Source organism: Burkholderia sp. Leaf177, assembly GCF_001424345.1.
In the GTDB taxonomy this organism is placed as follows: domain Bacteria; phylum Pseudomonadota; class Gammaproteobacteria; order Burkholderiales; family Burkholderiaceae; genus Caballeronia.
This window is the reverse complement of the sequence record NZ_LMPF01000021.1, coordinates 373595-388170: the sequence shown is the minus strand read 5'-3', so window position 1 is coordinate 388170 and position 14576 is coordinate 373595. Positions and strand designations below refer to the sequence as shown.

The 14576-nt window shown below is 59.0% G+C and carries 12 protein-coding genes and 1 tRNA gene; 12 read left to right on the top strand and 1 reads right to left on the bottom strand.

Translation table 11 applies throughout. The features are described from left to right. The first annotated feature begins 80 nt into the window (after positions 1-80). Positions 81-425 (top strand): hypothetical protein, encoded by a 345-nt coding sequence (locus ASG35_RS17140; protein WP_442854844.1) that lies wholly within the window; start codon positions 81-83, stop codon positions 423-425. A 13-nt stretch (positions 426-438) separates the two neighbouring features. Here the strand turns inward: ASG35_RS17140 and ASG35_RS17135 are convergent, their stop codons facing one another. Then, entirely contained in the window at positions 439-795 is a 357-nt protein-coding gene (locus ASG35_RS17135; protein WP_235527577.1) for a beta-xylosidase, read from the bottom strand. 232 nt (positions 796-1027) lie between these two features. Here ASG35_RS17135 and fdnG point away from each other — a divergent pair, with 232 nt between their 5' ends. From fdnG to ASG35_RS17070, 11 genes are all read left to right on the top strand, one after another. Beyond that, positions 1028-4096, top strand: coding sequence for a formate dehydrogenase-N subunit alpha (fdnG, locus tag ASG35_RS17125; RefSeq protein WP_082508460.1), 3069 nt, complete (start codon positions 1028-1030; stop codon positions 4094-4096). Positions 4097-4105: 9 nt separating this feature from the next. Further along, positions 4106-5029, top strand: coding sequence for a formate dehydrogenase subunit beta (fdxH, locus tag ASG35_RS17120; protein ID WP_056359759.1), 924 nt, complete (start codon positions 4106-4108; stop codon positions 5027-5029). Further along, positions 5016-5672 (top strand): formate dehydrogenase subunit gamma, encoded by a 657-nt coding sequence (locus ASG35_RS17115; protein ID WP_056359756.1) that lies wholly within the window; start codon positions 5016-5018, stop codon positions 5670-5672. The genes fdxH and ASG35_RS17115 overlap by 14 nt, the downstream gene beginning before the upstream one ends. A gap of 100 nt (positions 5673-5772) precedes the next feature. Next, the gene (gene fdhE / locus ASG35_RS17110) at positions 5773-6768 is read left to right on the top strand and encodes a formate dehydrogenase accessory protein FdhE (RefSeq protein ID WP_056359754.1); all 996 of its coding nucleotides are present in this window, start codon (positions 5773-5775) and stop codon (positions 6766-6768) included. Between the two features lie 13 nt (positions 6769-6781). Continuing rightward, positions 6782-8212 carry an L-seryl-tRNA(Sec) selenium transferase gene (gene selA, locus ASG35_RS17105; protein WP_082508423.1) on the top strand — a complete coding sequence of 477 codons (1431 nt, stop codon included), beginning with the start codon at positions 6782-6784 and terminating at the stop codon, positions 8210-8212. Continuing rightward, positions 8209-10122 carry a selenocysteine-specific translation elongation factor gene (gene selB, locus ASG35_RS17100; RefSeq protein ID WP_056359750.1) on the top strand — a complete coding sequence of 638 codons (1914 nt, stop codon included), beginning with the start codon at positions 8209-8211 and terminating at the stop codon, positions 10120-10122. Before selA ends, selB begins: the two co-directional genes overlap by 4 nt. Before the next feature lie 39 nt (positions 10123-10161). Then, positions 10162-10257: transfer RNA gene (locus ASG35_RS17095), tRNA-Sec, on the top strand. Between the two features lie 298 nt (positions 10258-10555). Next, the gene (locus ASG35_RS17090; RefSeq protein ID WP_056359749.1) at positions 10556-11287 is read left to right on the top strand and encodes a hypothetical protein; all 732 of its coding nucleotides are present in this window, start codon (positions 10556-10558) and stop codon (positions 11285-11287) included. Between the two features lie 202 nt (positions 11288-11489). Beyond that, the gene (locus tag ASG35_RS17080; RefSeq protein ID WP_156393214.1) at positions 11490-12107 is read left to right on the top strand and encodes a hypothetical protein; all 618 of its coding nucleotides are present in this window, start codon (positions 11490-11492) and stop codon (positions 12105-12107) included. 273 nt (positions 12108-12380) lie between these two features. Then, a complete protein-coding gene (locus ASG35_RS17075; protein WP_056359740.1) occupies positions 12381-13043 on the top strand; it encodes a response regulator in 663 nt (220 codons plus the stop codon). Continuing rightward, complete coding sequence (locus ASG35_RS17070; protein WP_056359736.1) at positions 13040-14416, top strand: ATP-binding protein; 1377 nt, start codon at positions 13040-13042, stop codon at positions 14414-14416. Before ASG35_RS17075 ends, ASG35_RS17070 begins: the two co-directional genes overlap by 4 nt. Positions 14417-14576: the final 160 nt, after the last annotated feature.

Sequence of the window (14576 nt, the reverse complement as noted above, 5' to 3'; positions counted from 1 at the left end):
ATGTAAATGGCTTTAAGCGCGCTGCATTGCTTGGGCGCACCGCAAGCAAAAAAACCAGAAACAACCAAGAGTAGACAACCGTGTTGAAGCTTCATACCGCCATGCGTATCAGGGGAACGGTCAAGGTCATTTGCGTTGCGATCGTCGTAAATCAGGTGTTGACCACCTTATTTTCATACGCCGTCAGCCAGCTGGATCCGGACACGCCGACTTTGGTCACGACCATTTTCAGCTTCGTCACGTGCGGCCTGGTTAGCCTGTGGCTGCAGTCCGATGCACGCCGCGCCTATTTACTGGCGCGCGAGCGGGGCTGTATTACGCCGGTTAGCGAGACCAATCCAGCGGTCAAAATTGCATCGGATTGCCCTAAGCCTTGGCTAGTGATCTTGCATATAGAAATGAATCCGGCGGCAGTCGGTTTGTAGATTTACGACTTTATTATTTATTGCTGCCTGCGCCTGTTCCGTACAAACCGTTGTTGAAGCCGCCAGCCCCTTCTGTCTTGTTCTGCTTGCCGGCGGTCATGCCACGCGCATTGCCTTTGGCCTCTTTCGATTGCGGTTTGAGCGACTCGTGTACCGTCGATGCAGACGCATCAGGCGTGGTGCCCGCCGCCGACGTCCGGTTTTCCTGAGACGAACTTCCGTTGCCTTGAGAAATTTGCGCAAGGCTGTAGGTGCTTAGCCCAAGCAAAATGGAGCCTAGTAGAACGGCAGTCGCATGCGGTAGCAGGCGCTTGCGGAATGACGCGTTAAAGGCTGAAGTCGCAACCGCTTTGTTGATTTGCTGGGCCATGAGCGTATGAAGAGTTGAGAGATTTGCTTCATCCGCACGAACAATGCCCGCTTATTACTGAAAAACTTCATCACATTACTTATTAATTACAAAAGGCGTTGTTAAGCTTTTTGTTAACATCCACAAAAGTGCCTTCCTACCGCTTCCTGCAACGCTTAGCGCCAACCTTTCTGCGAAATTCACTTTGCGACTTTATAATCGGTTCCGTCCCCTACAAAGTCCGAGGCGAATGATGTTACAAATGTCCCGGCGACAGTTCCTGAAAGTTTCCGCAAGCACGCTTGCCGGATCGAGCTTAGCCCTGATGGGTTTCTCGCCGGCGCCTGCCTTGGCGGAAGTTCGCCAGTACAAGCTGTCGCGCACTACCGAAACCCGTAATACCTGCCCTTACTGCTCCGTCGGCTGCGGCATCCTGATGTACGGTCTGGGCGACAACGCCAAGAACGCCAAATCAAGCATCATTCATATTGAAGGCGACCCGGATCACCCGGTCAATCGCGGCACCTTGTGTCCCAAAGGCGCGAGTCTTATCGATTTCATTCACAGCCCGAGCCGGCTCAAGTATCCGGAATATCGCGCGGCGGGATCGAACGAATGGAAACGCATGTCGTGGGAAGACGCGCTCGATCGCATTGCCAAGTTGATGAAGGACGATCGCGACGCCAATTTTGTCGAGACCACGCAAGACGGCAAGAAGGTCAATCGATGGCTGACCACCGGCATGCTTGCAGCATCGGCCGGAAGCAACGAAGTGGGATATCTGACGCACAAGACTATTCGCAGTCTTGGCATGCTCGCATTCGATAATCAAGCACGTGTCTGACACGGCCCGACGGTGGCAGGTCTTGCCCCGACGTTTGGCCGTGGAGCGATGACGAACCATTGGGTCGACATCAAGAACGCGGATGTGATTCTGGTAATGGGCGGCAATGCAGCCGAGGCGCACCCGTGCGGTTTCAAATGGGTCACCGAAGCCAAGGCGCACAGGAAGGCACGGCTGATCGTGGTCGATCCGCGCTTTACGCGGACAGCTTCGGTCGCGGATTATTACGCGCAAATTCGCACGGGATCGGACATCGTGTTCCTCGGCGGCGTGATCAATTATCTGCTCACCAACGACAAGATCCAGCACGAGTACGTCAAGAACTACACGGACTTCCCGTTTATCGTCCGTGAAGATTTTGCGTTTACAGACGGTCTGTATTCCGGCTACAACGCGGAAAAGCACAGCTACGACAAATCGACCTGGGACTACGAGCGCGGCGACGACGGTTATGCCAAGGTCGATCCTACGTTGCAGCATCCGCGCTGTGTCTACAACCTGATGAAGCAGCACTACTCGCGCTATACGCCCGAGCAAGTCGAAAAGATTTGCGGCACGCCGAAGGAGAAATTCCTGAAGGTCTGCGAGATGCTGGCATCGACCGCCGTGCCCGGTCGCGCCGGGACCATTTTGTACGCGCTCGGATGGACACATCATTCGGTGGGGTCGCAGATCATCCGCACCGGCGCAATGGTGCAGCTGCTGCTGGGTAACATCGGCATTGCGGGTGGCGGCATGAATGCATTGCGCGGCCACTCGAACATCCAGGGTCTGACGGACCTGGGGCTGATGTCGAACCTGCTGCCGGGCTACATGACGTTGCCCATGGAAGGCGAGCAGGACTTCGATGAATTCATCAAGAAGCGCGCAACGCAACCGCTGCGTCCGAACCAGTTGAGCTACTGGCGCAACTATCGTGCGTTCCACGTAAGTTTCATGAAGTCCTGGTGGGGCGCCAACGCGACCGCTGAAAACAACTTCGGTTTCGACTATCTGCCCAAGCTCGACAAGTCCTACGACATGCTGCAGGTGTTCGAGTTGATGAATCAGGGCAAGATGAACGGGTACATTGCGCAGGGTTTCAACCCGCTGGCCGCGGCGCCGAACAAGTCGAAGATCGGCGCGAGTCTCGCGAAGCTGAAATGGCTCGTGATCATGGATCCGCTGGCCACCGAAACGTCCGAGTTCTGGAAGAACTTTGGCGAATTCAACGACGTGGATGCATCGAAGATCCAGACGGAAGTATTCCGTTTGCCGACCACGTGTTTCGCGGAAGAACGCGGTTCGCTCGTGAGTTCGAGCCGCGTGCTGCAATGGCATTGGCAAGGTGCGGAAGGACCAGGCGAATCGAAGAGCGATCTCGAGATCATGTCGGGTCTGTGGCTGCGCATGAGGAAGGCGTACAAGGAGCAGGGCGGTAAATATCCTGATCCTATCCTCAACATGAGCTGGCCTTATTCGGACCCGGAAAGCCCGACGCCCGAAGAAATCGCAATGGAGTTCAACGGCCGCGCGTTGGACGACGTAACCGACGTTACCGATAAAACCAAGGTCCTGGCCAAGAAGGGCGAGCAGTTGTCGAGCTTCGCGCAACTTCGCGACGACGGCAGCACGGCAAGCGGTTGCTGGATCTTCTGCGGATCGTGGACGCAGGCCGGCAACCAGATGGGCCGTCGCGACAACTCGGACCCAACGGGAATAGGCAACACGTTGAACTGGGCGTGGGCATGGCCAGCGAACCGGCGCATCTTGTACAACCGTGCTTCGTGCGATGTCAGCGGCAAACCGTTCGACATGACCCGCAAGCTGATTGCGTGGAACGGCAAGGCGTGGGCCGGTGCGGATATCCCCGACTTCAAGGCGGATGAACCGCCTGAGAACGGCATGAATCCGTTCATCATGAATCCGGAGGGCGTTGCGCGTTTCTTCTCGCGCGATGGTCTGGTGGAAGGTCCTTTCCCCGAGCATTACGAGCCGTTCGAAAATCCGCTGGGCTATAACCCGATGCATCCGGACAACAAGGCGGTCGTCAGCAATCCGGCGGCGCGCGTGTTCCCTGACGATCGGGCTGCGTTCGGCACGCACGAGAATTTCCCGCATACGGCGACCACGTATCGTCTGACCGAGCATTTCCATTACTGGACCAAGCACGCGCGCCTCAACGCAATCGTGCAGCCGCAACAGTTCGTGGAAATCGGCGAGGACCTGGCGAAGGAGGTCGGCGTGGTTGCGGGGGATCGCGTGAAAGTGTCGTCCAATCGCGGGCACATTGTGGCCGTCGCGGTCGTGACGAAGCGGATCAAACCGTTGATGATCGAAGGAAAGAAAGTACAAACAGTTGGATTGCCGCTGCATTGGGGCTTCAAGGGACTGACGAAGCCAGGCTATCTCGTCAACACGCTGACGCCTTCCGTGGGCGATGGGAATTCGCAAACACCGGAATTCAAATCGTTTCTCGTCAAGGTCGAAAAGGCATAAGGAAAAGAGATGGCACTGCAATCACTGGATATCAAACGTCTCTCTGCCACCACGCTGCCTGAGCCTCAGGTTCGCGCGCCGGTGACGGGGACTGTTGCAAAGCTTATCGATGTATCGAAGTGCATCGGCTGCAAGGCGTGTCAGACGGCGTGCATGGAATGGAACGACTTGCGCGATGAAGTGGGCGATTCCATCGGCGTGTACGACAACCCGCGTGACCTCACCGAACATTCATGGACGGTCATGCGGTTCTCGGAATACGAGAACACCGAGGGCGATCTGGAGTGGCTGATCCGCAAGGACGGCTGCATGCATTGCGAGGACCCGGGGTGTTTGAAAGCGTGTCCTTCGCCGGGCGCGATCGTTCAGTACACGAACGGCATCGTGGATTTTCACGAGGAAAATTGCATTGGTTGCGGCTACTGCGTGACGGGTTGCCCGTTCAACGTGCCGCGTATATCGAAGCAGGACAATCGCGCTTATAAATGCACGCTGTGTTCGGATCGTGTCGCAGTCGGACAGGAACCGGCCTGCGTGAAAACCTGCCCTACCGGCGCCATCATGTTCGGCACGAAAGAGGACATGAAGCAGCAGGCGGCGGACCGCGTGGTGGACCTGAAGGAACGCGGCTTTGCAAATGCAGGTCTGTACGATCCCGCAGGCGTAGGCGGCACGCATGTGATGTACGTGCTGCATCACGCCGACAAAGCCAACCTCTATCACGGCCTGCCGCAAAATCCGAAGATCAGCGCAATGGTTTATCTTTGGAAGGGCCTGGCAAAACCGTTGGCGCTCGCCGGTATCGTGGTGGCCGCGCTAGCGGGATTTTTCCACTACACGCGGGTTGGACCGAACGAGGTGTCGGAGGCGGAAGAAGCCGAAGCACAGCGTGAAGCCGCTGAAGCACGGGAGGCATCCGATGACGCACGATAAAGACGCTGTTTCGCGGGACGTGAAAGGCAATGGGCTGATCCTGCGCTACACGCCCAATGAACGCACCAACCACTGGATCACCGCCATCACGTTCATCTTGCTGGCGTTGTCCGGACTTGCCATGTTTCATCCGGCCATGTCGTGGTTATATGCGCTTTTGGGCGGCGGGCAATGGACGCGCATCTTGCATCCGTTCATTGGCTGCGTGATGTTTCTCTCGTTCCTGATCCTTGCGTTGCGTTTCTGGCACCATAATTATCTGGACAAGAGCGACGTGCAATGGATGCGCCAGATTGGCGATGTACTCAACAATCGCGAGGAGAAACTTCCCGCAATCGGCAAGTACAACGCGGGTCAGAAACTGCTGTTCTTCACCATGGTCGCGTGCCTTTTGCTGCTTCTGGCAAGCGGTATTGTGATCTGGCGGCGGTATTTCTCGTTCTATTTTCCGATCGAGATCATTCGCCTGGCGGCCGTCGTGCATGCCGCCGCCGCGTTCGTGCTGATCGTCGGAATCGTGGTGCACATCTACGCGGCTTTGTGGATCAAGGGATCGATCGGTGCAATGACGCGCGGCACCGTGACTTACGGCTGGGCGAAGAAACATCATCCGAGATGGTTCAAGGAAATCATCGGAAAGTAAGTCTGACGGTTTGCAACCTGCATCCGATGTAACCGGCCGCCGCCGTTCTCAGCTTCCAGAAAAAACGCGGCGGCTTATCAGTTTCAAGAGGTCGACAATCGTGGTCCAACGCATTCTAGAAGCGGGTGATATCGAGTCGCTCGATCAATCCGCAATACCGCGCATCCGTACGCCTGAGCGCTCCACCGTGTTCCTTGCGCGTGCGGCGCGCTTGCGTGCGCTTGCCGAACGCAGCAACCCTATAGCAGGATATTTGCGCCTGATGGCAGCGCTCGCCAATGCACAGCAGGACGTGATCCAGAATTTCAAGGCGAAGCCGCCGAGCGCCGAGCTGATTGCCAGCGCCCAAAAACATTCCATGCCGTTGATCCCCGCGTTGTCGGGCGTGCGCGACCCGGCATGGCGGGACGTGCTCGTTCGTTTGCTCGATAAACTTAAAGCCGCTGGTCCGCTGAGCCCGGCTCTGGAACAACTGATCGTCAGGCTCAAGTCGCTCGATGCCGCCACGCTCGAAGCACAAGCCGACGCAATTTTTGCGCAGCGTTTTGCCGAGGTAGATCCGGCCGCCGCGCCGTTTATTTCGGCTGCGTTGCAGGTGGTGTGGACGGATCTTGCAGCGGATACTGACAAGCGAGACGTGCCGTATATCGAAACGCTGGGTCTTTGCCCGGTCTGCGGTTCGCATCCTGTCGCAAGTACGGTGCGCATTGGCGGCGCGTACGAGAATTATCGCTTCCTGCAGTGCGGCTTGTGCGCCACCGAATGGCACATGGTCCGCTCGAAATGTTCGAATTGCGATTCGACCAAGGGAATCGCGTATCACGCACTGGGAACACCCGATGCTGATACGGAAGCCAGGGAACGGGAATCGAAGAAAGCGCCGTTGAAAGCCGAATCGTGCGACGAATGCCATACGTATAGGAAGATCGGCTTCCAGGACAAGGACTATGACTTCGAGCCTTTCGCCGACGATCTCGCCAGCCTCACGCTCGATCTGTTGATGGGCGAGGAGGGTTATCGGCGAGCCTCCCCGCATCCGTGGTTGTGGCCGGAACAAGTCGACGACAAAACCGACCAACCTGGCGAGTCCAATTAAAAAGGATCGGCTTGTGAGCGATGTAACGGGCACTGAATTGCGGGCGCTGATGGCGCATGTGCCGTCTGTGGAGCAGGTCATGGCGTCCGAAGGATTCGTGATGCTTGCCGGCGAATTCGGTCGTACGCAGGTGCTGGCTACGCTGCGAGGCGCGCTCGACGCCTGGCGTGCGGCCGCGCTTGCCGGTTGCGCGTCCGTGGGCGCACTCGATTTGCCGGCGCTGACGGCTTCGGTCGAGCAGAATCTTCGCTCGCGCAATCGCGCGAAATTTCGCACGGTGTTCAACTTGACGGGCACGGTTTTGCACACGAACCTCGGCCGTGCGTTACTGCCCGATGCCGCCGTGAGCGCTGTCGTCGCCGCGTTGACGCGCCCGGCGAACCTCGAGTTCAACCTGGAAACAGGCAAGCGCGGGGATCGCGATGATCTTATCGATGAACTCATTTGCGAGCTGACTGGCGCCGAAGCCGCGACTGTCGTCAATAACAATGCAGCGGCTGTCCTGCTGACCTTGTCGGCCCTTGCGCCGAAAAAAGAAGTGATCGTGTCGCGCGGAGAACTCGTGGAAATCGGCGGCGCGTTCCGCATCCCCGACATCATGATGCGCGCCGGTGCGAAACTGCGTGAAGTCGGAACCACGAACCGCACGCATCTGAAGGATTACGACGAAGCCATCTACCAGCGCACTGCGTTGCTGATGAAAGTGCACACGAGCAACTACGCCATCAACGGGTTCACCAAGGAGGTGACGGTCGCCGAACTGGCGCCGCTCTCGAAGGATCGTGGCGTGCCCATGGTGGTCGATCTGGGCAGCGGTACGCTGGTCGACCTCACCCAATGGGGATTGCCGCGTGAAGCCACCGTGCGCGAGACGATCACCGCCGGCGCGGACCTCGTCACGTTCAGCGGCGACAAGCTGCTCGGTGGTCCGCAGGCCGGCTTGATCGTCGGGCGGCGAGACCTGATTGCGAAGATCAAGAAACATCCGCTCAAGCGCGCGTTGCGCGTCGGCAAGCTGACGCTCGCCGCGCTCGAGCCCGTGCTGCAGCTTTATCGTGCGCCGGAGCTGCTTGCCGAGCGTCTTACCACATTGCGTTTGCTGACCCGTCCAGCCGACGCCATGCGTGCCGCCGCCGAACGCGTTCAGCCCGCGCTGCAACGCGAGGCGGGCGAGCGTTATGCGGTTGCCGTAGAGCCGATGTTCAGCCAGATCGGCAGCGGCGCGTTGCCCGTCGATCTCCTGCCGAGCTATGGCGTGGTCATCAGAATGGCCGATGGCAAACGCGGCGGACGACAACTGCTTGCGCTCGAAAAAAAGTTGCGCGAGTTGCCACGGCCGGTGATCGGCCGTGTTGCGGACGACGCATTGCGGCTCGATCTGCGTTGTCTCGAAGCCGCCGACGAAACCGGGTTCATCGCGCAACTCGCGGGTTTCGAAGGATGATCGTCGGCACGGCTGGGCATATCGATCACGGTAAGACCACGCTCGTTCGCGCGCTCTCGGGCGTGGACACGGATCGCCTGAAAGAGGAAAAGGCGCGCGGCATTTCCATCGAGCTCGGGTATGCCTATGTGCCGCTCGATAACGGCGATGTGCTTGGTCTTATCGATGTCCCGGGTCACGAAAAACTCGTGCACACCATGACGGCGGGTGCGAGCGGTATCGACTACGCGTTGCTCGTGATTGCCGCGGACGACGGGGTGATGCCGCAGACGCAGGAGCATCTCGCGATTCTGCAATTGCTCGGCGTGCGCCAGGGCGCGGTTGCCCTGACCAAAACGGATCGCGTCGACGCGCATCGTTTGCACGACGTCCACAACGAGATCAACGCGTTTCTGGCGGGAAGCGCGTTGCGCGATGCGCCCGTCTTCGATACCAACGCGACCTTGCGCGATGATCCCGGCGTCGCTGCGCTCGATGCGCATTTGCGCGCGGCAGCCGCTGCCTGGCGCATGCGCCGCGACGATGGCTTGTTTCGGCTTGCCATAGACCGCGTGTTCACGCTTGCCGGGCAGGGCACCATTGTCACTGGCACGGTAGTCGCGGGGCGCGTAACGGCGGGCGAGACCTTGCTGCTTGCGCCGAAGGGCGAGCGCGTGCGCGTGCGAAGTATTCACGCGCAGAATCGCGCCGCCGAATCCGGTCGTGCTGGCGAGCGCTGTGCGCTCAACCTCGCGGGGATCGAGAAGGACGCGATCAATCGTGGTGACTGGATTGTCGATCCGCGCCTGTCGCGGGGTTCGGAACGTATCGATGCAACGCTTACTTTATTGGCCAATGCTGCCGTCACGCTTCAGCATTGGACCCCGATTCATGTGCATCTCGGCACGCAGCATCAGGTCGCGCACGTTGCGTTGCTCGATGGCGATTCGCTGGGCCCTGAACAGACCGCGCGTGTGCAGCTCGTGTTTGAACGTCCGCTTTGCGCGTTGCCGGGCGACAGGTTTATCGTGAGGAATGCGCAGGCGAACCGGACGATTGGCGGCGGTCATGTACTCGATCCTTTCGGTCCGGCGCGCAAACGTCGCACGCCGGAACGCCTCGAATGGCTCGACGCAATCCAGACGATGCTCGACACCGGTACGCTCGACGCGCTGCTCGCTCGCGCGCCCAACGGTTTGCCGAGTTCGATGCTCGAGCAAATGAGCGGCGTGCCGGCTGCGTTGCTGAAGCTTCCCGCCGATACCCGCATAATCCCGCTATCCGGCGAGGATGCCTTGTTCATTGCAGGCGCAACATGGCGGGCGTTGACCATTCGTTTGCTTGCTGCGTTGAAGCAATTCCACGAGCGTTCGCCCGACGAACAAGGACCCGATGCTTCGCGCTTGCGCCGGATCGTTGCGCCGCAAATGGACGATGCATTGTGGCGCGCGCTGATCAACGACGCGTGCGCTGAAGGCGATATCGTTCGGAGCGGACCGTGGCTGCATCTGCCCGATCACACGGTTACTCTCGACAATACGGATCACGCGCTTGCGCTACTGTTATTGCCCGCTATCAAGTCAGGTGGTTTTAATCCGCCATGGGTACGCGATCTTGCGGGTTCTGTCGACGTATCCGAAGAGCGCGTGCGGCTGCTGCTACGCAAGCTTGCTCGGCGAGGGGAAGTTTTCCAGGTGGTGCGGGATCTTTTTTATCATCGCGATGCAATCCGGGAACTCGCGACAATCGCCGCATCGCACGCGCAAAACAACGATGCGAGACTGGCCGCAGCGCCTTTCCGCGATGCCACCGCACTCGGGCGCAAACGCGCGATCCAGGTTTTAGAATTTTTCGATCGCGTTGGGTATACTCGCTTCCACCGCGAAATGCATGTGATGCGCAAGGACAGCGACTGGCTCGAACTGCTTTGATCAGGGCACGCCGCAAAATGTACTAGATGGTTCAAAAAAGGAAGGCATTCGTATCCGGTGGTACGGCTGGGCTTCAAACCCAGTTGAGGGCGTCAGACGCTCTCAGGTCGGTTCGACTCCGGCTGCCTTCCGCCAGATTAATGCGTGACGCAATTGATGTTGCGTGCATGCGTTTTGTTGTCTTGATTCTTCGTTCCTTCCCTAGCTGCATCCTCCCGTTCAGCGTGCGCGAGAATGGCGTCAGGACGAATCATGAGTGCGTGCAGCAACGAGAATTCGCGTCGCCCTCGCGCACTTGCTATCCAACTCCGCGCCCGATCATCCCCCGCAAAAAGACAATCCACGCCTGCGCTAAACGTTTTCGGGCGCTGTGTCTGGGCTAAGTTTCCTCCAATAAGCTTGATGGCCGGTTTCTAGACCTTTCAGGCTTCGATTGGAAAATACGGCAAACAAGGCCGCGATCAACTCGGTCCGCGAATCCGCGACCCGAGAGGTCGATGCACGTGGCACCCACTGGCCGGCGGAGTTTTTTGCCGAGGGCATCGACTATACGTTCCACGCGTTTGCGGGGAATTTGGCCCACGCGCGCCGAAGTCCCGCACGCAATGAAGTTTTTGTCTGGCTATTGCGCAACGACTGGCAGTTGGTTTCATCCATGACCGGTCGAAACGGTCTTAGCATGTCCGAACGCAAACGCATGAAAAACAGCCGCAACACCGCCGCCGGGCGGCAATTCGGCGTCCAGCGCGCTTCACTCCGGATGGTGACATCGCGCGCGTTGTGCTGCGAGCCGGGCGAAGTTCAACTGGAAGAAACACCACGCGGCGTGTGTTTCGCGAGCACGCCGGATAGCGCCGGGAAGCGTTCGATAACCGCAGATGTTGTTTCAGCGGGCGCCTGGCTTTTGATCGCAGTAAGCGTAGGCGAGCTGGCCGTAGGCGTTGCAGGGCCGCTTATCGATAACACGAATGCGGGCGATACGACGCGCGCGTCTTTCTCACTGCTAGACGCACAGCAACAGGCACGCGAACTTAGTCTTACGCGTGCATGCGCGGAAAATCCGGGCTGGCGTACTCTTGATATTCCATTGCCTGGCGATTTGCGCGGCGCCGTAGCGTGCGATCACCTCACTACAGCAGTCACGGCGTTCGGCTGGCGACGGTAGCGGCTACGAGCAACGGGCTGGTATCCATTTGCCTTTCAGCGCCTCTCATGCGTAAGGCCGCGCTAATTCTACTCGCGCTCAAATCGAGTATCGTTGGTTCATGGTCCGAAAAGTCAAAGCTCGCATCAAGCTATTAGTAATCCGATCTAATGTCTGTCTAGTGTCAACGTCGTCAGAGGTAGCCTGCATGTCAGTGAGCTCATTGAAGATCAAAGACGTGGCTGTTGGCGGGGCGGCGACATTTATCGCACTCTCCAGCCCGTACATTGCCATGATGTCTGCGGGAAGTTTGCTGATGCTTAGAGGCGCGCTGTCGGATCTTTTCGCTGTCGCGGTCGCGCTGGCAATTCCAATCCATCTCGCGTGGCAGGCGCGGCGCATGACTGCCGAGATATTGCGTCAGAGCTCTCAAGCAACACTTGATGCTGTCGTTGCAAGTTGCTCTCTTGCCCAGCAGGCCGATTGTGATCTCTATGTGGAAGCGGAAACAGAACGATATTTCCGTGGCGTCTACAACGAATCGCAGATTGATCATTCAATCCGTCGCCTGGACCAGATCGATCTTCATTCCATGCCTAACGCCGCGTGCAGCACCGCACTCGATCGCGCCCGTACGAGCCTGTATGTTTTTTTCGCGGCGCTGCGGCATGCATCGAAAGAATTCTGCGACGCTCACTGCATAAACGACGGCGGCCTGCGTACGCTTCATTCAGCGTACGAAGCCTGCGCACTGAATACGGATGCTTTGCGAAAAGAGCTGTCGCGTATGAGGCCCGCCGGCATCATCGAACACAACAGCGCGCTTTCGAAGCACGCATGAGTCGCTCTTTTCGCAGGGCCCGTCGTACACACGTTATTCCTAACGCCCGTGGTTCATCTCTGGTTCGATCGGCTAACGCATTAATCTGACGCGAGACCAACGCTGGACGGCTCGCCGCAACCCAAAATAGCGGGTTGAGACCGCGTTTCCTGAAGCAGGTGTAAGTTCTCTCTTGTCGAGTTCAAACGAAAGCATGCGGGTTCGCACGCTGCGGGCTTAAGGAACCCTTAAGCAAATAATCCCGACAATGCTCGCCTGACAAGGAGAAAAACGATGCGCCTGCTGCTGGTGGAGGACGACGACATGATTGCCGAGACGGTTGTCGACTTCATGCGCCGGGCGGGTTATGCAATCGATCACGCCGCCGATGGGCGGGCGGCCGACTTGTCTCTCGCCAACGGTGTGTACGACCTCGTGCTGCTCGACCTCGGGTTGCCGAAACGCGATGGCATCGACGTGCTGAACACGTATCGGCGTGCGGGAGGGGAGGCACCAGTCATCATCATCACCGCGCGCGATGCAGTCGACGAACGCATTCGCGGCCTCGATGCAGGCGCGGACGATTACCTGATGAAACCCTTCGATATCGACGAACTCGCAGCGCGGGTTCGTGCGTTATTGCGCCGCCGCACCGGCCAGAAGCAGCCGGTCTATACGCATGGCGAACTGTCGCTGGATCCGGCTTCGCACGAAGCTTCGAAAGCGGGCGTCGCGCTGCCGCTCGTACCGCGTGAATTCGCGTTGCTCCAGGCGTTGATTGAAGAACCCACACGCGTCTTTCGCCGTCCGGAACTGGAAGAAAAGCTTTACGGCTGGGGCGAGGAAGTCGGCAGCAACACCATCGAGGTTCACGTGCACAGCCTGCGTAAAAAGATTGGCACCGACGAGATCATGACAATCCGCGGCGTGGGTTACCGCCTGAAGCGGCTCGGATGAGATCGATCCGCCGATGGTTGCTCGGCTGGCTGATTTTCGGTCTCGCCGCTGCGTGTCTGATCGCGGGTTACGGCATCTTCCATTCGGCGCGTCACGAAGCGGGCGAGCTATTCGACTATGAGTTGCGGACCGTGGCGCTGTCGCTGCCCGGGAACATTGCGACGACCCGCGGCGCCGAGCAGCGCGAGCACGATTTCAAGGGACTGGCCGACGACCGGATCGCCATCGACATATGGAGTCCGGCGGGCACGCTGATCTATCACTCGGCGAAGGAACCCGCGCTGCCGAGGCTTTCCGAGGGATTCCGGACGATCGAGCACGACGAATATCGCTGGCGGGTTTTCGGCGTGCAGCAGCCGGATCGCTATATACAGGTCGCGCAGCCCTATTCGGTGCGGGACGATCTCGCGGCGCGTCTGGCGCTGCGCACGCTCTGGCCGCTCGCGCTGCTCGTGCCGGTCACCATCGCGCTCGTGTTGTTCATCGTGGCGCGCGGCCTGGCGCCAATTGGCAGTTTGTCAGGGGCGCTCGCCAACCGCTCGATCGATTCGCTCGATCCGATGATCATCGACGAACGCGTGCCTGTCGAAATCCGTCCGCTCGTCGACGCGTTGAACGATCTGCTCGAGCGTCTCAACGTGGCGTCCAGGGCGCAGCGTACGTTCGTGGCCGATGCCGCACACGAACTGCGCACGCCGCTGACCGCGCTCAAGCTGCAATTGCAGGCCGCAAAACGTGACGCTCTGGCCAGCACTGACACGCGCGTGATCGAGCGCCTTGAAGGGCGCGTCAATCGCATCATCCATCTTGCGCAGCAACTGCTGAGCATGGCGCGCGAAGATGCCCGGCACGAGAAATCGATGATCCCCGTCAGCCTGCGGCGCATTGCAGAACAGTCGGTGTCCGACTTGTCGCTGCTGGCCGAAGCGAAGCAGATCGACTTGGGGCTCGATCTGCGAGGCCCCGTTGTTTCGGCTGAAGGGAACGACACCTGCACCGTGCTCGGCGACGAACAGGCGCTGGGAATCCTGCTCAACAATCTCATCGATAACGCCATCCGATACACCCCGGCCGGTGGCCGTGTTGATGTTGTATTGATGCGCGGCGCGAGCGGCGACTTCTCGCTAGAGGTTGCCGATACCGGCCCCGGGATTCCCGACGACGAATTAAAGCGGGTCTTCGACCGGTTCTATCGGGGTTCATCGGTCAAGGAGCAAGGCAGCGGGCTGGGACTTGCGATTGCGTCCAGCATTGCCGTGCGTCATCGCGCGGTACTCACGGCAAGTAATCGGGCCGATGGGCCTGGCCTGATCGTCACGCTAAGCCGGTTACCTGCGGCGCCGGCATGGCAAGCCAGTGCGTCGGGTTCCTGATTTCTGCAGGAGTTGCGCCGACATGGGGCGACCGGCAACGCCGCCTTGCTGTTCAATCACCTCTGGCATACGCGGATTCGAGATGCGCTGGCCGCATAAGCATCCCTTAAGCAAGGGCGCGTTACGCTCGATCGAAATTTCGACGGATATCCGTAGCTGA